This is a genomic window from Limosilactobacillus fastidiosus (assembly GCF_014145505.1).
Classification (GTDB): Bacteria; Bacillota; Bacilli; order Lactobacillales; family Lactobacillaceae; genus Limosilactobacillus; species Limosilactobacillus fastidiosus.
The window spans coordinates 1-20,048 of the sequence record NZ_JACIUZ010000028.1; the positions used below are offsets into that span (position 1 = coordinate 1).

Consider the following 20,048-nt stretch of genomic DNA (forward strand, 5'->3'; position numbering starts at 1 on the left):
AGCTTGCACTTTGAAAACTAAATAATATCAATTTTCTTTATTAATTAACAAAACAAACCGAGAACACCGCGTTATTTTGAGTTTTAAGAAATAATCGCTAACTCAATTAATCCGATAATCACAAAGTGATTATCAAGGTTAAGTTATGAAGGGCGCATGGTGAATGCCTTGGTACTAGGAGCCGATGAAGGACGGGACTAACACCGATATGCTTCGGGGAGCGGTAAGTACGCTTTGATCCGGAGATTTCCGAATGGGGAAACCCAACCAACTTAGTCGTTGGTTGCTTGACTAGTGAATCTATAGCTAGCAAGCGGTAGACGCAGTGAACTGAAACATCTCAGTAGCTGCAGGAAGAGAAAGAAAAATTCGATTCCCTCAGTAGCGGCGAGCGAACGGGGAAGAGCCCAAACCAACGAGCTTGCTCGTTGGGGTTGTAGGACTGAACATTTGAGTTACCAAAGAGCGACGTAGTCGAAACAGTTGGGAAACTGTGCCAGAGATGGTGAGAGCCCAGTAGACGAAACGTCACTCCCTCAGTTCAGGATCCTGAGTACGGCGGGACACGTGAAACCCCGTCGGAAGCTGCGAGGACCATCTCGCAAGGCTAAATACTCCCTAGTGACCGATAGTGAACCAGTACCGTGAGGGAAAGGTGAAAAGCACCCCGGAAGGGGAGTGAAATAGTTCCTGAAACCATGTGCCTACAAGCTGTCGGAGCCCATTAATGGGTGACGGCGTGCCTCTTGCAGAATGAACCGGCGAGTTACGATTGCATGCAAGGTTAAGGTGGAAAAACTGGAGCCGCAGCGAAAGCGAGTCTGAAATGGGCGTATGAAGTATGTAGTTGTAGACCCGAAACCAGGTGACCTACCCATGTCCAGGTTGAAGGTGCGGTAAAGCGCACTGGAGGACCGAACCCGTGTCAGTTGAAAATGGCTGGGATGAGGTGTGGGTAGCGGTGAAATTCCAAACGAACTTGGAGATAGCTGGTTCTCTCCGAAATCTCTTTAGGGGGAGCCTTGGGATAAAGAATCGTGGAGGTAGAGCTACTGTTTGGACAAGGGGCCCGTCATGGGTTACCAACTTCAGATAAACTCCGAATGCCATCGATTTATGCCCAGGAGTCACACGATGAGTGATAAGATCCACCGTGTAAAGGGGAACAGCCCAGATCACCAGTTAAGGTCCCTAAATATATGCTAAGTGGAAAAGGATGTGGAGTTGCATAGACAACTAGGATGTTGGCTCAGAAGCAGCCACCATTTAAAGAGTGCGTAATAGCTCACTAGTCGAGTGATTCTGCGCCGAAAATGTACCGGGGCTAAGCATATTACCGAAACTGTGGATGTGCACTACGTGCACGTGATAGGAGAGCGTTCTAAGGGCGGTGAAGCTAGACCGTGAGGACTGGTGGAGCGCTTAGAAGTGAGAATGCCGGTATGAGTAGCGAAAGACAGGTGAGAATCCTGTTCACCGAATGACTAAGGTTTCCTGGGGAAGGCTCGTCCTCCCAGGGTAAGTCGGGACCTAAGCCGAGGCCGAGAGGCGTAGGCGATGGATAACAGGTTGAGATTCCTGTACCAGTTAACTGCGTTTGACGATGGAGGGACGCAGGAGGCTAAGCAAACCTCACGATTGGAAGAGTGGGGCCAAGCAGTAAGTCAGGATGTGAGTTAAATGCTTACATTCGGGTTGACAAGCTGTGATGGGGAGCGAAATTATAGTAGCGAAGTTGCCGATGTCACACTGCCGAGAAAAGCTTCTAAGGAGCAAGTTAACTGCCCGTACCGCAAACCGACACAGGTAGTCGAGGAGAGAATCCTAAGGTGAGCGAGTGAACTCTCGTTAAGGAACTCGGCAAAATGACCCCGTAACTTCGGGAGAAGGGGTGCTGGTCGCAAGACCAGCCGCAGTGAATAGGCCCAGGCGACTGTTTATCAAAAACACAGGTTTCTGCAAAATCGTAAGATGAAGTATAGGGGCTGACGCCTGCCCGGTGCTGGAAGGTTAAAAGGAAGGGTTAGCTTCGGCGAAGCTCTGAATTGAAGCCCCAGTAAACGGCGGCCGTAACTATAACGGTCCTAAGGTAGCGAAATTCCTTGTCGGGTAAGTTCCGACCCGCACGAAAGGCGTAACGATCTGGGCACTGTCTCAACGAGAGACTCGGTGAAATTGAAATCCCTGTGAAGATGCAGGGTACCCGCGACAGGACGGAAAGACCCCATGGAGCTTTACTGTAGCTTGATATTGAGTGTTTGTACTGCTTGTACAGGATAGGTAGGAGCCATAGAAGTCGGAACGCTAGTTTCGACGGAGGCGTTGGTGGGATACTACCCTTGCATTATGACCACTCTAACCCGCAGCACTAAACGTGCTGGGAGACAGTGTCAGGTGGGCAGTTTGACTGGGGCGGTCGCCTCCTAAAAGGTAACGGAGGCGCCCAAAGGTTCGCTCAGAATGGTTGGAAATCATTCGCAGAGTGTAAAGGCACAAGCGAGCTTGACTGCGAGACAGACAGGTCGAGCAGGGACGAAAGTCGGGCTTAGTGATCCGGTGGTTCCGTATGGAAGGGCCATCGCTCAACGGATAAAAGCTACCCTGGGGATAACAGGCTTATCTCCCCCAAGAGTCCACATCGACGGGGAGGTTTGGCACCTCGATGTCGGCTCATCGCATCCTGGGGCTGTAGTCGGTCCCAAGGGTTGGGCTGTTCGCCCATTAAAGCGGTACGCGAGCTGGGTTCAGAACGTCGTGAGACAGTTCGGTCCCTATCCGTCGCGGGCGTAGGAAATTTGAGAGGACCTGTCCTTAGTACGAGAGGACCGGGATGGACATACCGCTGGTGTACCAGTTGTTCCGCCAGGAGCACCGCTGGGTAGCTATGTATGGACGAGATAAACGCTGAAAGCATCTAAGTGTGAAACTCGCCTCGAGATGAGATTTCCCATTCCTTCGGGAAGTAAGACCCCACAAAGATGATGTGGTAGATAGGATGGAAGTGGAAGTGCCGTGAGGCATGGAGCGGACCATTACTAATCGGTCGAGGACTTAACCAAGTTAAGCGGGAGTTCGGTTTGGTAGAAAATGATATTGTTTAGTTTTGAGAGCGCAAGCTCTTGCCCAAAAGGGTAAGTGTGGTGATGATGGCTTGAAGGATACACCTGTTCCCATGCCGAACACAGAAGTTAAGCTTCAACACGCCAAAAGTAGTTGGGGGATCGCTCCCTGCGAGGATAGGACGTTGCCACGCGTTATTCCGGCATAGCTCAGTTGGTAGAGCACCTGACTGTTAATCAGGTTGTCGTCAGTTCGAGTCTGACTGCCGGAGTTATTAATGAAAAGCTATTAGCTATTGGGCTGATAGCTTTTTTATCTTATTTGTTAAATAAAACACCTATTCCTAATTTACTTAGATAAAATTAGGAATAGGTGTTTTAACTCGCTTATTGTCATGATATAATAAAAGATGTTAATTATCTGCTAACTTAGCTCAGCTGGTAGAGCATCTCCCTCGTAAAGAGAAGGTCGGAGGTTCGACTCCTCTAGTTAGCACTTATAAAAGTCTAATAATCCTTGATGTAGTAGCGTCTTACAAAAACACATCAAGGATTATTTTTTATACATATAAAAGCATATGCGTTGAAAATTTAGGTAGAAGTTATCAATGACTAGTTATAATAAACCTTACGAATAATTTCTTGTGAATATTACTGTGTATGGGAACACTGACCATATGTAAACTAATAGGAATAAGAAGTATGAACCCAATTACGGATCAGGTTCATGCATTAACTTAATTAAGTAAGAATTAAAAGTTCAATGAGTTAAGCCAATTCTTAATTGCTGATCGAGAATTAAGAATATCTCCGTGAGCTACTTTAACATCATAGTTATTTTCCCTAACCGTTCGTTCAACATTGGATTGTGCTCGATCATATCCAGTACTGCTAGATGTTCCAAACGTTGCTAGTCTTTTTCCGTTAAGTGCAAGATTGTCGATAGCGGTAGCAATGAGGCGTGGCGGAATCCCCCACCAAATTGGGTGACCAATAATAACGTTGTCATAATTATCGAGAGAGGGTAGATCATCTTTAATAGGAACACGGCCATCGTGTTCTTGTTTCTGTTCTACGGTTGCCCGAGTAGATTTGTTATGCCAATTAAGATCATCGTTTGAGTAGGGTGTTACTGGATGAATTTCAGCAATATCTGCATTCAAAATTTGGGAAATCTTTTCTGCTACCTTTTTCGTTGTACCAGTAGCGGAATAGTAGAGAACTAAGGTATTTGCCATGGGATACCCTCCTTGAAAATCCTTATTTTTACTAGTATTATATCTCAAATTAAGGGAAATTAATTTAAATCTCTTCTTGCTACTTAAGATATTATCTTGTATAATAACTAGTGTTGTTAAGGTTTATCTTTGATATTATCTTATTCCGGCATAGCTCAGTTGGTAGAGCACCTGACTGTTAATCAGGTTGTCGTCAGTTCGAGTCTGACTGCCGGAGTTATTTGTATCGTTAGCTATTTTAGCTAGCGTTTTTTTATTTTAAAATTCATCGCATTAAATAATTAATTATCTCAGTTACACCATAATACGTTTCTTTTGCTATTTTTACTAATTAACGTATGATTTTAATTAGGAGGTGATCTATTTGAATCTAGAACAAATAGTGAAAAATAACTTACCTAATAGCCAGAAAGGAAGAGTAGCTGATTACATTCCAGCACTAGGTAAAGTGGCACCGAAACAATTGGGAATTGTAGTTTATGATCTGAAAAAGAATAATATAGAGCAGGCTGGTGATTCAAGGGTTAGATTTGCGATCGAAAGTATTTCAAAAGTTATTACTTTCTTGTATGCGGTAAACCAGTTAGGAATGGAGTATGTTACTCAACATGTTGGGGCCCGGCAGACTGGTTTTCCATTTAATTCAATTTTAAATTTAGAAATTGAGGGGGATCATCATCCGTTAAATCCCTTTGTTAATGCTGGGGCAATCGCAGTAACATCACTAGTAAAGGCGACAAATAGTATGCAGCCGTTTGAACAGATTATTCGGTTTACTCGCGATATTTGTCACGATCCACAAATCACGCTTAGTACAGAAATTTCTGAGTCAGAAGAGCGAACGGGTGATATGGATCGCTCCTTAGCATATTACCTTAAAGCAAAAGGTATGTTAAAAGCGAATGTGCCATTAAGCCTGAAAACTTATTTTAAACAGTGTTCAATGATGGTAACGGCTGCTGATCTGGCCAATTTAGGTGCAGTTCTAGCAAATAATGGAATTAAGCCGTGGGATAATGAGCGATTGATTTCGAGTGAAGCAGCAACATACACTAAATCATTAATGATGACTACTGGACTTTATAACGAATCAGGAAAATATTCTGCAATTATTGGAGTTCCAACTAAAAGTGGTGTTGGTGGTGGACTAATGACCGCAGTACCAAATAAGTATGGAATTGGAATTTTCAGTCCGCCATTGGACAAATCTGGTAACAGTATTGCAGGGCTGAGTGCTTTAAATGAACTTAGTCAGAAATTAAAAGTCGACATATTTAGATACTAAATGGCGAAATTTTGTTTGATGTTTAATTCTAAAATAAGATTAGCTTTATTAAGTTAAGGGATATTCTGCAGCATGCTTAATATTATTAAGCATAAACTAGAAAAATATTCAAAAAATAACGTGGAGTAGGTTGATTAGTTGTGAAACAAGTTATCCTTAGAATAGTTTTTCTCATCAAAAATTTATTGTTGAATTGACGCCTGCAAAATAGACGCCTATAATAGTTATATTATGAAATTTTAATGTGAAAGTTTCTTAATTTAATTAACTTTTACATTTGATTTATCTCCTGAAGATATTATTTGGAGGAATTATATGAGTAAAGAGAAAAACTTGGATACAGCCTTCTTTGGGCAGCCAAGAGGACTATCCACGCTGTTCTTCACTGAAATGTGGGAACGGTTTAGTTACTACGGAATGCGGGCTATCCTGCTATTCTACATGTACTATGCTGTCACTAAGGGTGGTTTGGGCATGGATCAAGCCACTGCTGCTTCAATTATGGCGATCTACGGTTCGTTAGTTTACCTCTCAAGTGTTGTTGGTGGTTGGCTTTCTGATCGTGTATGGGGCTCTCGTAGGACCGTCTTTATCGGTGGTGTGCTGATTATGTTTGGGCACATTGCCTTGTCATTGCCTGCTGGTGTTACAGCCTTATATATTTCAATCGCATTAATCGTTGCCGGGACTGGTTTATTGAAGCCAAACGTTTCTGAAATGGTTGGTGGCTTATATGCTCCAGATGATGAACGTCGTGACTCTGGATTTAGTATGTTTGTTTTTGGGATTAACTTGGGGGCAGCCGTTGCTCCATGGGCTGTTCCATGGGCTGCAAATGGTTTTGGCCTTCATTTATTTGGTAACGAAATGAACTTCCATGCTGGTTTTTCACTAGCTGCAATCGGAATGTTCTTTGGTTTACTTCAATATACTTTGGATGGTCGAAAGTACCTTTCAAAGGACAGTTTATATCCTAACGACCCGATTGAAAAAGATGATTTACGGCCAATTATTATTTGGACTTGTGTTGGGATAGCTGTATTGATTGTTATCCTAGGTCTGTTAGCCGCAATCGGTCAGCTAAACATTACTAATATCATTAACATTATCACGTTTATCGCAATTGCATTGCCAATCTACTACTTTATTATGATGCTGAATTCAAAGAAGGTTACTAAGCCTGAAAAGTCGCGGGTTCTTGCTTATATTCCACTTTTTATTGCTGCAGCAATCTTCTGGGCAATTGAAGAATCAGGTTCTGTTGTTTTAGCATTGTTTGCTGAACAACGGACAGTTCTTCACATTGGTAGCTGGCACTTTGCTGCTGCTAACTTCCAGACTTTGAACCCATTATTCATTATGATTTTAACACCAGTATTTGTTGCCCTTTGGGATCACTGGAAGGGTCAACCAAGTGCTCCTGGTAAGTTCTCTGCTGGTCTTGTTTTTGCCGGATTATCATATATCCTCATGGCGTTGCCAGGCATGATGTTCGGGACTGCAGGACGGGTTAGCCCATTCTGGCTTGTTGGTTCATGGTTCATCGTTGAAATTGGTGAAATGTTAATCTCACCAATTGGTTTGTCAGTAACCACTAAACTTGCGCCTAAAGCATTTAAGTCACAAATGATGAGTATGTGGTTCTTGGCTGATTCTGCTGGTCAAGCTGTTAACGCTCAAATTGTTAAGTACTACTCGTCTGCAACTGAAGTTCCATACTTCATTGTTGTGGGGCTTGTAAGTATTGTTTTCGGGATTATCCTGATGTTCTTCGTTAAAAAGATCCATGGATTAATGGACGGAGTAGATTAAAATGAAAGAAGAAGCTGGAAATTAATTTTCAGCTTCTTTATTTTTTTTAAAACTTTTCTCCAAAAAGTCCTTGCAATTTTAACTAAAGTTCGGTACTATAATAAATGTTGATTGTTGCTTATAACTTTCACATTATGATGGAGGAGTAGCGAAGTCTGGCTAAACGCGACGGTCTGTAAAACCGTTCCTTCGGGTTCGGCGGTTCGAATCCACCCTCCTCCACTTTTATTATTGGGCTATAGCCAAGCGGTAAGGCAACGGTTTTTGGTACCGTCATGCGCTGGTTCGAATCCAGCTAGCCCAACTGCTTAAGCCACCAACTAAATAGTTGGTGGCTTTTTTGTTTATTAAAACTATGTAAAGGAGAAATTACGATGCCTAAACAAGGGCAGTTTGCAAAGTCGAGTCGACTTAAACAATTAAACCAGTTTAAAGTAAAAAAACATTCTCATCGGTCTGTAATTGATGGTGACCAGTTTGTTGACTATGTCGTTTTACGATTTAATCTAACAAGTAAGAAAAGATTAGCAAAGAAGATTCAAGAGAGTAATCAACGCTTCTTAATTGAAATTTTGGATACTTGTCAGGGACAACGTTTAGATTTAGAAAGTATCATTCCGAGTTTATTTAAGCAGTTAAATAGTCGTGTTCCTTGGCAGTTCTACCGTCAAATAATTAATGGTTGGAGAACTCTCCAACATTTTATTCAACGGGAAGTTCCTAGTGTTCCACTAAAACAACAAATTCTTGTTTCGGGAACAATTAGTGAAGAAGAGTTAACAAAAATGGTTGCAGAAGAATTAGCAGTAAAAGCAACTGCTATGATGTTTTTGAATCGGCCAGTAAGTAACCAGATTCAAAAATTAACGCAACAACGACTCTTTCAAACTATTTATCAGGGTGATCAGGTTAACTGGCAGCAGATCGAAATTTTATTTAAACCATTTCCGTTAGTAATTGCTCCTGGGCTAGATCAGGAAACTAAGGATTGGTTAATAGCATTGGCAAAATCGTAATTAATTCAAAGGTAAATAAGATGGTTGAGTTGATAGCCTTCATTCTTAGATAATGTTAAAATGAATGATTGGTAATAACAAAATTAAGGGATTGTCTGAGGTATAAAGAGAAATTCTTATGGTTGATACAATTATTCATTTTATGGTTCATAACCAAGTCTTTACCTTATTTATCTGTATGGCCCTAGGTTTTGCAATTGGGGATTATAAAATTGGGGGTAAATTTAGTATTGGAGCAACTGTGGCCACGCTAATTGTAACCTTAATTGTTGGTCAGATCGGAGCGTTTCCACGAGATGAAATGCTAGGAACGATCTTCTTTGGTGCTTTCATGTTTTCAGTTGGCTACCGAATTGGGCCGCAGATGTTAATCAGTTTAAAAATTTTCGGTTCACGAATTCTGATTATCAGTATTTTCTGGTTAGTAACGGCTTTTCTTGTTTCATGGGGATTGTTCATTACATTTCACATTGGACCGGGAGTGGCATCAGGAATTATTGCTGGTTCATTAACTCAATCATCAACGGTTGCTAGCTCGTTGCGGACGATTGGGTCTCTGCCAGTTAGTAGTGCAGTTCGATCAACGTATGAAGCTCAGTTGCCAGTCGCCTATGCATTAACCTATGTTTTTGGAACGTTGGGTGTTATCATTTTTCTTCGTGATGTTGCTCCAAAGCTTTTGGGAATCAAGGTAAGTAAACGAGGACCATTGATGGCCTGGAAGTATCACTTTCACGCAAAAAATCCTAACCCGACATGGCGGCGGACATACAGGATAAAACCTGATTCACCGTTAGTTGGTAAAACGATTGGTAGCTTTAATAAGTGGACTCGTTACCGGATAATTGCATTAGTTGCTTTTCATGGAGATGAGATGACGGATCACTTGGAGTATAAGTTGAAGCCTGGGGACCTTCTAACCGTGATCGGCTATGCAATTTACTTTGATCAGATGCATGGAATTAAGGGGACGTCCGAAGTCTTAACTCCAACTAATGCACCGCGAGAACGAAAATTCGTTTTGGGGAAGCATTTTAAGCCAACCCAACTAGCACATTTACGTCAACATGGGGTTTTTATTAATATTCAAGATCCGGATACGGGGAATGAACAATTATTTAATCAGTTAAAGCCTGGGGATGTAATTTCTTTAACTGGGAATACGTCACGGACATCCACGATTTTAAGGAAGATGGGACGCTGGCATACGAGTGCAATGGCAATTAATTACTCATTGTTCTCACTCGGAATTGGTTTTGCCTCTTTACTTGGAATTCTTGGGGTGAAGTTGAACGGCATTCCTCTACAACTTGGAAACGGGGTTGCTGCCTTATTAATGGGTCTAGTATTGAGTACATGGATTTCCCGTCATCGGGATCATGATTCAATTCCACCAACAGTAACTGCTTTTTTCCAGAACTTAGGGTTAACTCTTTTCGTGGGGACGGTTGGCCTTCAATCTGCCCAAGCATTTACTGGTGCGATTAAGGCGTTAGGGATTGGGGTGCTCTTTATTGGCGCAGTTATTGCAATTGCTCCCCACCTTTTAACGTTACTATTTGGTCGTTATGTTTTACATATGGAACCCTTGGCATTGATTGGTGGATTGACTGGTTCAGGTACCTGTGCCGCTGTGATGACGGAAATTGCTGATCAGGCTGGTGCGGAAGGTGGGGCATATTTTGCCGCTGCGTTAACCCCAGCTTACATCATGGGAAATATTGGCATCACTTTACTAGGACCAATTTTTGTTGCGTTGTTATCTTAAAGTATTGAAGTTAAACCATAAAGTGAGGTTATGAGTCATGAAAAAGTTTTTTACAGTTCTTGGTGGAATGGGAACATTAGCTACTGAAAGTTACGTACGGATTTTGGATCAGCGGACACCAACGCATCGTGACCAGGATTATTTGGACTACCTTGTGGTTAACCATGCGACTGTCCCAGATCGGACAAGTTGGATCCTTGATCATAGTAAGCCCAGTCCAGCTAAAGCGCTAGTTGAAGATATCAAGCAGCAGAGCCTTCTTCATCCGGAATTCTTTGTCTTAATTTGTAATACTGCTCACTATTCGTATGATGAATTACAGGCAGCGACGAAGATTCCAATCCTTAATATGCTTCAAGAAACGGTTAATGAAATTAAACGATTGAAGCCAGATGCTAAGCGAGTTGGTCTTTTGGGAACTGACGGTACCATGAAATCCGGAATTTATGATTCTTATATCAAGAATGCAGGTTACGAAGAGGTTAAGGCAACTCCTGAGATTCAAGAAATGACCGAGGACTTAATTTATCATGACATTAAGGAAAAGGGTCACTCTGACGGGAAAAAGTATCATGAACTAGTGCGTAAGATGATTGAAGAAGAACACTGTGACATTGTTATTCTTGGTTGTACAGAACTTTCATATGCTGAAGAGATGGATCCGGAAACTAAGTACCCGGTTGCAGATTCACAATCAATCATTGTCGACCGGACGCTTGAACGGGCATTAAAGATTCGCAACGGGGAAAAATAAAAGTTATAAAATAAGAAACCGAAAAATAACCATTGGTCTAAGTAGTGGAGGTGTATTAGATGAGTTGTTTTTCGGATTTTTATTTAATTTGTTAATCTTACTAAAATTGGTCTAACCCTATTAAATGATGTTACAATTATAAATGGCTAATTATTGTTTGAAATGGTGTGAGGAGGATAAAGCCAAAATGAGTTCACCGATATATATTCAAATCCATAATCAACTACGGGAAAATATTGAAGATGGTAAATGGAAGGTTGGCGATAAAATTCCTGCTGAACGGGAGCTGGCTAGTCGATTTGGAGTCAGCCGAATGACATTACGCCAAGCAATTCAAGAATTGGTTGATGAAGGAATTCTTGAACGGCATGTTGGTTCCGGAACCTTTGTCGCTAATCGAAAAGTCCAAGAAAAAATGTCGGGGGTAACAAGCTTTACAGATTTAATGAAGTCGATTGGTAAGGAGCCATCTAGTACAACGATTTCTTACCACTTGACGATTCCCTCCCAAGTTGAAATCGAAAAGCTAGATTTAAGGGACGGCGATCAGGTTATTCGAATGGAACGGATTCGTTCAGGAAATGATGTTCCAATCTGCTTTGAAGTGGCAACGATCCCGGCAAGATTAGTTAAGGGATTAAGTAAAAAAGAAGTAACAACTTCTTTTTGGGAAACACTTGAACATAAGGCCCATCTTTATCCGGGACATGCTGTTCAGCATATTTCTGCTACTAAGGCCAATGAACGGATTGCAACTTACTTAAATGTTAAACGTGGTGACCCATTATTGCGGATGACACAACTTTCGTATTTACAAGATGGAACACCATTTGAATATGTTCATACCCAATATGTTGGTTCACGATTTGAGTTCGTTTTGGAGAAATAAAATTCGTGCTACAATGTTGGTTATTAATTTAATTTGAGAGGATACTAGACAATGAAATTCAATTATCCAGATGATAGTACAGCTCTTCATACTGATGCTTATGAACTCAGTATGATGCAAACATATTGGAAACAGGGACAGGAAAATCGGCGTGCCGTTTTTGAAGCTTTTTTCCGTAAAATGCCTTTCCAAAATGGGTATGCAGTTTTTGCAGGTCTGGATCATATTATTCGTTATATTAAGTCTCTTCACTTTACGGCTAATGATATTGAATATCTTCGGTCGACGGGGCAATTTGCCGATGATTTTTTGGACTATCTGAAAGACTTTAAATTCACGGGATCTATTAAGAGCTTTGAAGAAGGAGAATTGGTGTTTAACCATGAACCGATTCTCCAGGTCGATGCACCGGTGCTCGAGGCCCAATTAATTGAAACAGCATTATTAAACATTCTTAATTATCAAATTATGATTGCTACTAAGGCTTCTCGGATCAAGTCGATTGTTGGTGATCAACCAGTGATGGAATTTGGCTCACGACGGGCTCAAGAATTTGACGCTGCTTTGTGGGGAACGCGGGCTGCCTATATTGGTGGCTTTGATGCAACAAGTAATGTTCGTGCAGGTAAATTATTTGGAATTCCAATTTCTGGGACTCATGCCCATGCCCTAGTTCAGGCATACCGGAATGATTATGATGCCTTTAAGGCATATGCCCAAACTCACCATGACTGCGTTTTCCTGGTAGATACATTTGATACATTGAAGAGTGGTGTACCGGCTGCAATAAAGGTGGCCAAGGAATTTGGCGATCAAATTAATTTTCATGGTGTCCGGATTGATAGTGGTGATATGGCCTACCTCTCGAAGCAGGTTCGAAAGCTACTTGATGATGCTGGGTTTAAAAATGCGAAGATTTACGCTTCCAACGGTCTTGACGAAAAGACAATTCAGAACTTGCAAATGCAGGGAGCTAAGATTGACGTTTGGGGAATTGGAACTAAGTTAATCACTGCTTACGACCAACCAACTTTAGGAGCTGTTTATAAGCTAGTTGCCATTGAAGATGAAGATGGCAATATGGTTGATACAATTAAGCTTTCGAATAACCTTAGTAAAATGTCTACTCCAGGGAAGAAACAGGTTTGGCGGATTAATGATTGTGCAGATAATAAGAGTGAAGGGGACTATATTACCCTTGCCGATGAGGATCCCCGTAAGCAACGGTCATTAAATATGTTTAATCCGGACTTCCCACTCCAACAAAAGGATGTTGATGATTTTAAAGCCCGTCCCATGTTAAAGGATATTTGGAAAGACGGTCAATTTGTTTATGATGAACCGAGCCTGGAAGAAACACGACAACGGCGAAAGAAAAACCTTGATGCATTGTGGGATGAATACAAACGCGATCTTAATCCAGAAGTTTACCCAGTGGATCTGTCACAGAAGTGCTATGATAATAAGCTTAAGATGATTCACCGGATCCATGAATACGTAAAAACACTTGATAATTAGGGGGCAGAAAGATGACTAGTTTACAAGAAACAATCATTGAGACGCTTCATGTACGACCAGAGATCGATCCAAAGGCGGAAGTTGAGCAACGGGTTGAATTCTTAGCAGACTTCCTCAAAAAGACGGGGATGAAGACTTTAGTCCTAGGAATCTCTGGTGGTCAGGATTCTTCATTAGCAGGACGTTTATCACAGTTAGCAGTTGAGAAGCTTCGTCAAGAAACGAACGATCAAGCCTATCAATTTATTGCAGTTCGCTTACCTTATGGTGAACAAGCGGATGAATCAGATGCGATGATGGCAATTGACCAGTTTATCCATCCTGATAAGATAATGCGGGTTAACATTAAGCCTGCTACAGACGCGATGTTTGATTCGTTAACAACTGCTGGTGCTAACATTAGTGACTTTAATAAAGGGAATATTAAGGCCCGTGAACGGATGATTGTCCAATACGCAATTGCGGGTGAACATGGGGGTGCCGTTGTGGGAACTGATCATGCGGCAGAAGCGGTCACTGGATTTTATACTAAATTTGGGGATGGTGGTGCTGATATTACACCACTCTCCGGCTTGGATAAACGACAAGGAAAAGTCTTGCTGGAATACCTTGGTGCTCCAGCGCACTTGTATGAAAAGGTTCCAACGGCTGATTTGGAAGATGACAAACCAATGCTTCCGGATGAGAAGGCCCTTGGAGTTTCCTACCAAGAAATTGATGATTACCTTGAGGGAAAAGAGGTTAGTCCTCAAGCAGCAACGACAATTGAAGGCTGGTACAAGAAGACACAACATAAGCGTCACCAGCCAATTAATCCCGCTGATACTTGGTGGCGGTAAAACGATCGACGGAGGATTGTATGGACGAAAAAGCAATTAAGTTAGTTAGTAAACAACTTCCAAAACTACGTGAATCACAGATTAAGGCATCTTTGAAGTTAATGGATGAAGGAGACACGATTCCGTTTATTGCCCGGTACCGGAAAGAGGCTACCGGAACGTTGGATGAAGTTCAACTTCAGGAAATTCATGATCAATATCGGCATGCAACATCATTACTTGATCGGCAGCAAACCGTTATTAATAAGATTAAGGAAGCTGGTAAGCTAACTCCGGCCTTAGAGAAGCAAATCTTGGCTGCAACGGAACTCCAAACGGTTGAAGACCTTTACTTGCCTTATAAGCAAAAACGGCAAACAAAAGCGCAGGTAGCCCGGGAACATGGTTTAGCACCCCTTGCTAATTGGTTATTAACATACTCAGACGATGACCCACAAACTGAGGCGGCAAAGTACCTCAATGATGACGTTGAAACGATTGAGGATGCTTTGGATGGCGCTCACGAAATCTTAGCTGAAGCAATTAGTGAAATGTCAACTGTTCGGAGTTGGTTAAGAAACTTTATGAATCAACATGGTCAATTGGTAACTACTGTTAAGCGAAACGGTAATGAAAAGGATGAACTAAAAACTTACGAGCAGTACTACGACTTTACGAGTCCGGTAAAAGAATTAAGTTCTTACCAGATCCTGGCAATTAACCGTGGAGAAAAGGAAGGTGTCCTAAACGTTAAGGTCACCGTAGATGATGACGCGGTGCTCAATTACCTTCACTTTCGGTTAATCCGGACAAGTAAGGAGAATGCGGCTGTTAAGTTGATTGAAGAGGCCTATGCTGACTCCTATAAGCGTTTCTTGGGTCCAGCAATTGAACGGGAGATTCGCCGCCAATTAACGGAAAATGCGGACCAGCAAGCGATAAAAGTATTTGGAGAAAATCTTTATCATTTATTGATGCAAGCGCCAATTAAGGGAAAAGTTGTTCTTGGCTTTGATCCTGCTTACCGGACGGGATGTAAGTTAGCTGTTTTGGATGAAAACGGAAAGTTCCTTACTAAGGCCGTTATTTATCCCCACAAGCCAGCGCCTGAAGAAGATCGAGTAAAAGCTGAAGGTCAGTTAATTGATCTGATCGAAAAGTATCGTGTTGAGATGATCGCAATCGGTAACGGAACAGCAAGTCGGGAATCTGAACAGTTTGTTGTGAATACCTTGAATAAAATCAAGCGACCTGTCTATTACGTAATTGTTAATGAAGCGGGTGCCTCTGTATACTCGGCAAGTAAGGAGGCGCGGAATGAGTTTCCTGATCTTCATGTTGAACAACGAAGTGCGATCAGCATTGGTCGACGGCTTCAGGATCCACTCGCCGAATTAGTTAAGATTGATCCACAAGCGATTGGTGTTGGTCAGTACCAACACGATTTGCCGAAAAAAGAGCTCTCGGGTGAATTAGATGCCGTTGTGGAGCGAGCCGTTAATCGGGTTGGCGTTAATCTTAATACCGCAAGTTACCAACTTCTCACTCAGATTTCTGGTCTGAATAAGACTACGGCAAAAAATATAGTTAAGTATCGTGATGAACATGGTAAGTATACTAACCGAAAACAATTAAAAGATGTCCCAAGGTTGGGACCAAAAGCTTATCAACAATCTGTTGGGTTCTTGCGAATTGTTAACGGAGATAACCCTCTCGATAATACTGATGTTCATCCGGAAAGTTATCCAATTGCAAAGAAGATCATGGAAGCTGCTGAGATTAATGTTGATAGTCTTGGCTCGTCAGTAGCTGAAAAGCAGTTAAAGAAGATCAATATTAAGAACTTTACTAGTGAAAAAGCTGGTGAAGAAACGGTGAAGGATATCATTGCTTCACTTCAAAAGTCAGGTCGTGATTTGCGTGATTCAATGCCAGCACCATTGCTTCGTCAGGACGTAATGAAGATTGATGATCTTAAGACGGGGATGAAACTTCAGGGGACCGTTAGAAATGTTGTAGACTTTGGCGCCTTTGTTGATATTGGTGTGAAGCATGATGGCTTAGTTCACGTTTCAAAGATGAGTAAGCAATTTATTAGGGATCCACGTGCTGCAGTTTCTGTTGGTGACATTGTGGATGTTTGGATTGAAGACGTTGATCTTAAACGTCAACGAATTCAACTAACAATGATTGCACCACAAGATGAAGAAAATGCGTAATCAGCAATTACAAGAACTAACTGAAAAATGGTCGATGGAGTATTTTCAGCGGCCATTTCTACATCGGATCTTCTTTAATTCCCGTTTACGAACTACTGGTGGACGTTACCATCTTGATGATCATCATATTGATATTAATCCGTTAATGTACACTGAATTTGATTTAGATAATTTAAAACGGGTGGTTCTTCATGAACTTTGTCACTATCATTTACACTTGACTAATCGTGATTATCATCACCGAAGTGCGGATTTTCGTCAGTTACTGGTTCGTGTAGGCGGTTCACGATATGCTCCGGTAACGAGTAGAGCTACGCGAAGAACACGCCACTATTGGAGTTATCAATGTAAGGGATGTGGAGTCCAAATTCTCCGTCAACGACGATTTAATACTGAGCGGTACGTATGTCGTCGGTGTGGGCACCATTTTATTCAAAAAAACTGAAAAAAGTTATTGCCAACGAATAAGTATCTTGCTATAATAATATTCGTTGGTTGATATGCGGCCGTGGCGGAACTGGCAGACGCGTAAGATTAAGGATCTTATGGTCGATTATGACCGTGGAGGTTCAAGTCCTCTCGGCCGCACTAATAAAGCACTTAACTTTTTGGTTAAGTGCTTTTTTCGTTTAAAAATTAACCGAAATCAGTTTTTAATGAAGAAAATAACTATTATTAATTTTACCTTGGTTAGAAAATCCTATCTTTACAGTGATGAAAGCGCTATACTTAAACTGTAATGATTTTTAAGGAGGAACTTTGTCGATGGAAGCAGAGATAAAATGGTTAGATAATCCAGAGATTTTCCGGGTTAATCAATTACCGGCGCATAGTGACCATCATTTCTACCGTAATTATGTAGAGTGGCAACAGCATAAAAGTAGTTTTGAACAAAGCTTGGATGGTCAGTGGCAGTTTAAGTTTGCCCAAACGCCTCAGGAAAGGGTTAAAGATTTTTATAAAGTTGACTTTGACGCTAGTAACTTTGGGCACATTAAAGTTCCTAGTGAAATTGAATTAAGTGATTATACACAAAATAATTACATTAATACCCTGATGCCGTGGGAAGGAAAAATTTTCCGGCGTCCTGCTTATGCCTTGAGCCAGGATGATCCTGAAGAAGGATCGTTTAGTGAAGGGAAGGATAACACCGTTGGCCTTTACCTGAAGCATTTTGACTTAAATGATGAACTTCGGGGGAAGCAAATTCGGGTTCGCTTCGAAGGCGTTGAACGGTCAATGTACCTATGGCTTAATGGTCACTTTATTGGATATGCAGAAGATAGCTTTACGCCCTCTGAGTTTGATTTGACACCTTATATTCAGGATGAAGATAACGTGATAGCGGTAGAAGTATTTAAGCACAGTACCGCTTCCTGGATTGAAGATCAGGATATGTTCCGTTTCTCTGGTATTTTTAGGAGTGTTGAACTACTCGCCCAACCGGTAACTCACCTGGAGGACTTTACCTTGAAGCCACGGGTAGCTGATAATTACCGTGATGGTGAGTTAGCAATTGATCTTGCTTTTGTTGGCGAGCAAGCTGGTAATGTCCATCTTGTGGTAAAGGATCATGATGGCAAGACCTTACTTGATGAAACAAAGCCAGTTACCGAAAAAGTTACAGTTGAACCGCACGAATTTAAGGATGTCCACCTTTGGGATAACCATGATCCATACCTCTATCAACTTTTGATCGAAGTTAAGGATGCTAAAGGAAACCTCCTTGAATTGGTTCCTTACCAATTTGGTTTCCGGAGGATTGAAATTAGCCCAGAACACGTTGTCCTGTTAAACGGAAAGCGCCTCATTATTAATGGAGTTAACCGTCACGAGTGGGATGATCACCGTGGTCGTTCAGTCACAATGAAGGATATGCTTAGTGATATCCATACCTTCAAAGAAAATAATATTAATGCTGTCCGGACATGTCACTATCCAGATCAGATCCCTTGGTATTACCTTTGTGATCAAAATGGAATTTACATGATGGCCGAAAATAACCTTGAATCACACGCTACCTGGCAAAAGATGGGGGCAGTTGAACCATCATATAACGTTCCTGGTTCTGTTCCTCAATGGCGTGAAGTTGTTGTTGACCGTGCGCGAAGTAACTATGAATTCTTCAAAAACCATACCGCAATTCTTTTCTGGTCACTTGGGAATGAATCATTTGCCGGTGATAACCTTGTAGCTATGCAACAATTCTATAAGGAACATGATGATAGCCGTTTGGTTCACTATGAAGGTGTTTGTCACACACATGATTACAGCGACCAAATTCCAAGTTTAAATAAGGAAAACTACCTTCCTCAAGGAGAAACTCATGATTATCGTGATGAGTTATCAGACGTAGAAAGTTGGATGTACTTACCACCAAAGCAGGTTGAAGAATATTTGAAGAATAATCCGGATAAGCCATTTATGGAATGTGAATACATGCATGATATGGGTAATTCTGTTGGTGGAATGGGATCTTACATTAAACTCCTTGATAAGTACCCACAATATTTCGGTGGCTTTATTTGGGACTTTATTGATCAGGCACTTCAAGTAAAGGATCCAATCAGTGGACAAATGGTTATGCGTTATGGTGGTGATTTTGATGATCGTCATTCAGACTATGAATTTTCTGGCGATGGTCTAATGTTTGCCGATCGGACACCTAAACCAGCTATGCAGGAGGTACGGTATTACTATGGCTTACACAAATAAAATGCACGTGATCTACGGTGACGGAACGTTAGGACTTGGTGGGGATAATTTCCACTATATCTTTAGTTATGAAAAAGGTGGCCTGGAATCGTTAAAGTTAAATGGCAAAGAATGGCTTTATCGGGTTCCAACACCGACCTTCTGGCGCGCCACAACTGATAATGATCGGGGAAGTGGCTTTAATATTAAGTCTGCTCAATGGCTGGCAGCTGATACTTTTAGTAAATGTCTTAATGATCAAACTGACTTAGTAGTTGATGATCGTCACTTTGATCACTTGCCAGTTGCTCCAGAAACAAATAAGTTTACTAATCACGAGACGGCAAATAAAGTAAAAATTACTTTTACCTATGAAACATTAACTGTTCCTGCAACCAAGGTCACTGTAACCTATGTGGTTGGCGCTACTGGGCAAATTAATGTTAGTGCCCATTATTTTGGCCATGAAGATCTTCCCGGCTTACCAGTTTTTGGCCTACGTTTTATCATGCCAACACTAGCAACTGGCTTTGACTACGAGGGACTATCTGGCGAAACATATCCTGACCGAATGGCTGGGGCTCGTCACGGTAAGTACCATGTTGACGGTCTTCCGGTTACCCCATACTTAGTTCCTCAAGAAAATGGGATGCACATGGAAACTGGACAACTCAGCATTACCCGGGAAATAACTGAAAATAATGCTGATCATTCTGCTGAGCCGTTCTCCTTAAAGATTAGTCAAGAAGATCAGCCATTTAACTTTAGCTGTTTACCATACACTGCTGAAGAACTTGAGTCAGCAACCCATATTGAAGAATTACCGTTAGCACGACGAACGGTATTGGTAATGGCTGGTGCTGTTCGTGGTGTTGGGGGAATTGATAGTTGGGGTGCAGATGTTGAAAAGCAATATCACATTCCAGCTGATCAAGATATCGAATTTTCATTTATAATTAACCCTACTAAATAGTAAAT

Annotated in this window: 13 protein-coding genes, 6 tRNA genes and 2 rRNA genes; 20 read left to right on the forward strand and 1 reads right to left on the reverse strand. The window is 41.6% G+C overall.

What is annotated here, in order from left to right; genetic code table 11:
• Window positions 1–136: 136 nt before the first annotated feature.
• From H5R64_RS03510 to H5R64_RS03525, 4 genes are all read left to right on the forward strand, one after another.
• Window positions 137–3,059 (forward strand): 23S ribosomal RNA (locus H5R64_RS03510).
• Window positions 3,060–3,136: 77 nt separating this feature from the next.
• Window positions 3,137–3,253, forward strand: a 5S ribosomal RNA gene (gene rrf, locus H5R64_RS03515).
• A 5-nt stretch (window positions 3,254–3,258) separates the two neighbouring features.
• Window positions 3,259–3,331 (forward strand) — tRNA-Asn (locus H5R64_RS03520).
• 151 nt (window positions 3,332–3,482) lie between these two features.
• Window positions 3,483–3,555 (forward strand) — tRNA-Thr (locus H5R64_RS03525).
• A gap of 256 nt (window positions 3,556–3,811) precedes the next feature.
• On the opposite strand, the gene H5R64_RS03530 is transcribed toward H5R64_RS03525, so the two are convergent.
• Window positions 3,812–4,297 (reverse strand): flavodoxin, encoded by a 486-nt coding sequence (locus H5R64_RS03530; RefSeq protein ID WP_182581330.1) that lies wholly within the window; start codon window positions 4,295–4,297, stop codon window positions 3,812–3,814.
• A gap of 144 nt (window positions 4,298–4,441) precedes the next feature.
• Here H5R64_RS03530 and H5R64_RS03535 point away from each other — a divergent pair.
• The 16 genes from H5R64_RS03535 to H5R64_RS03610 all read left to right on the forward strand — a co-directional run bounded on the left by H5R64_RS03535 (window position 4,442) and on the right by H5R64_RS03610 (window position 20,043).
• Window positions 4,442–4,514: transfer RNA gene (locus H5R64_RS03535), tRNA-Asn, on the forward strand.
• Between the two features lie 147 nt (window positions 4,515–4,661).
• Window positions 4,662–5,582, forward strand: coding sequence for a glutaminase A (glsA, locus tag H5R64_RS03540; protein WP_182582849.1), 921 nt, complete (start codon window positions 4,662–4,664; stop codon window positions 5,580–5,582).
• 315 nt (window positions 5,583–5,897) lie between these two features.
• Complete coding sequence (locus H5R64_RS03545; RefSeq protein ID WP_182581328.1) at window positions 5,898–7,394, forward strand: peptide MFS transporter; 1,497 nt, start codon at window positions 5,898–5,900, stop codon at window positions 7,392–7,394.
• Between the two features lie 139 nt (window positions 7,395–7,533).
• A tRNA-Tyr gene (locus tag H5R64_RS03550) sits at window positions 7,534–7,616 on the forward strand.
• Between the two features lie 10 nt (window positions 7,617–7,626).
• A tRNA-Gln gene (locus H5R64_RS03555) sits at window positions 7,627–7,698 on the forward strand.
• Window positions 7,699–7,768: 70 nt separating this feature from the next.
• Window positions 7,769–8,410, forward strand: coding sequence for a hypothetical protein (locus tag H5R64_RS03560; RefSeq protein ID WP_182581327.1), 642 nt, complete (start codon window positions 7,769–7,771; stop codon window positions 8,408–8,410).
• Between the two features lie 118 nt (window positions 8,411–8,528).
• Window positions 8,529–10,178 (forward strand): aspartate-alanine antiporter-like transporter, encoded by a 1,650-nt coding sequence (locus H5R64_RS03565; protein ID WP_182581326.1) that lies wholly within the window; start codon window positions 8,529–8,531, stop codon window positions 10,176–10,178.
• A gap of 37 nt (window positions 10,179–10,215) precedes the next feature.
• Entirely contained in the window at window positions 10,216–10,932 is a 717-nt protein-coding gene (locus tag H5R64_RS03570; RefSeq protein ID WP_182581325.1) for an aspartate/glutamate racemase family protein, read from the forward strand.
• Between the two features lie 187 nt (window positions 10,933–11,119).
• Window positions 11,120–11,821 (forward strand): GntR family transcriptional regulator, encoded by a 702-nt coding sequence (locus H5R64_RS03575; protein WP_182581324.1) that lies wholly within the window; start codon window positions 11,120–11,122, stop codon window positions 11,819–11,821.
• Between the two features lie 51 nt (window positions 11,822–11,872).
• Window positions 11,873–13,339, forward strand: a complete 1,467-nt coding sequence (locus tag H5R64_RS03580; protein WP_182581323.1) for a nicotinate phosphoribosyltransferase — start codon at window positions 11,873–11,875, stop codon at window positions 13,337–13,339.
• A gap of 11 nt (window positions 13,340–13,350) precedes the next feature.
• A complete protein-coding gene (gene nadE / locus H5R64_RS03585) occupies window positions 13,351–14,178 on the forward strand; it encodes an ammonia-dependent NAD(+) synthetase (RefSeq protein WP_182581322.1) in 828 nt (275 codons plus the stop codon).
• 20 nt (window positions 14,179–14,198) lie between these two features.
• Window positions 14,199–16,376: a Tex family protein gene (locus tag H5R64_RS03590; RefSeq protein WP_182582851.1), complete on the forward strand. Its 2,178-nt coding sequence runs from the start codon at window positions 14,199–14,201 to the stop codon at window positions 16,374–16,376.
• Entirely contained in the window at window positions 16,369–16,821 is a 453-nt protein-coding gene (locus H5R64_RS03595; protein WP_182581320.1) for a SprT family protein, read from the forward strand. Before H5R64_RS03590 ends, H5R64_RS03595 begins: the two co-directional genes overlap by 8 nt.
• Window positions 16,822–16,878: 57 nt before the next feature.
• A tRNA-Leu gene (locus H5R64_RS03600) sits at window positions 16,879–16,964 on the forward strand.
• A 177-nt stretch (window positions 16,965–17,141) separates the two neighbouring features.
• Complete coding sequence (locus H5R64_RS03605; RefSeq protein WP_182582853.1) at window positions 17,142–19,091, forward strand: glycoside hydrolase family 2 TIM barrel-domain containing protein; 1,950 nt, start codon at window positions 17,142–17,144, stop codon at window positions 19,089–19,091.
• Window positions 19,075–20,043, forward strand: a complete 969-nt coding sequence (locus H5R64_RS03610) for a beta-galactosidase small subunit (protein ID WP_182582855.1) — start codon at window positions 19,075–19,077, stop codon at window positions 20,041–20,043. Before H5R64_RS03605 ends, H5R64_RS03610 begins: the two co-directional genes overlap by 17 nt.
• Window positions 20,044–20,048 lie beyond the last annotated feature (5 nt).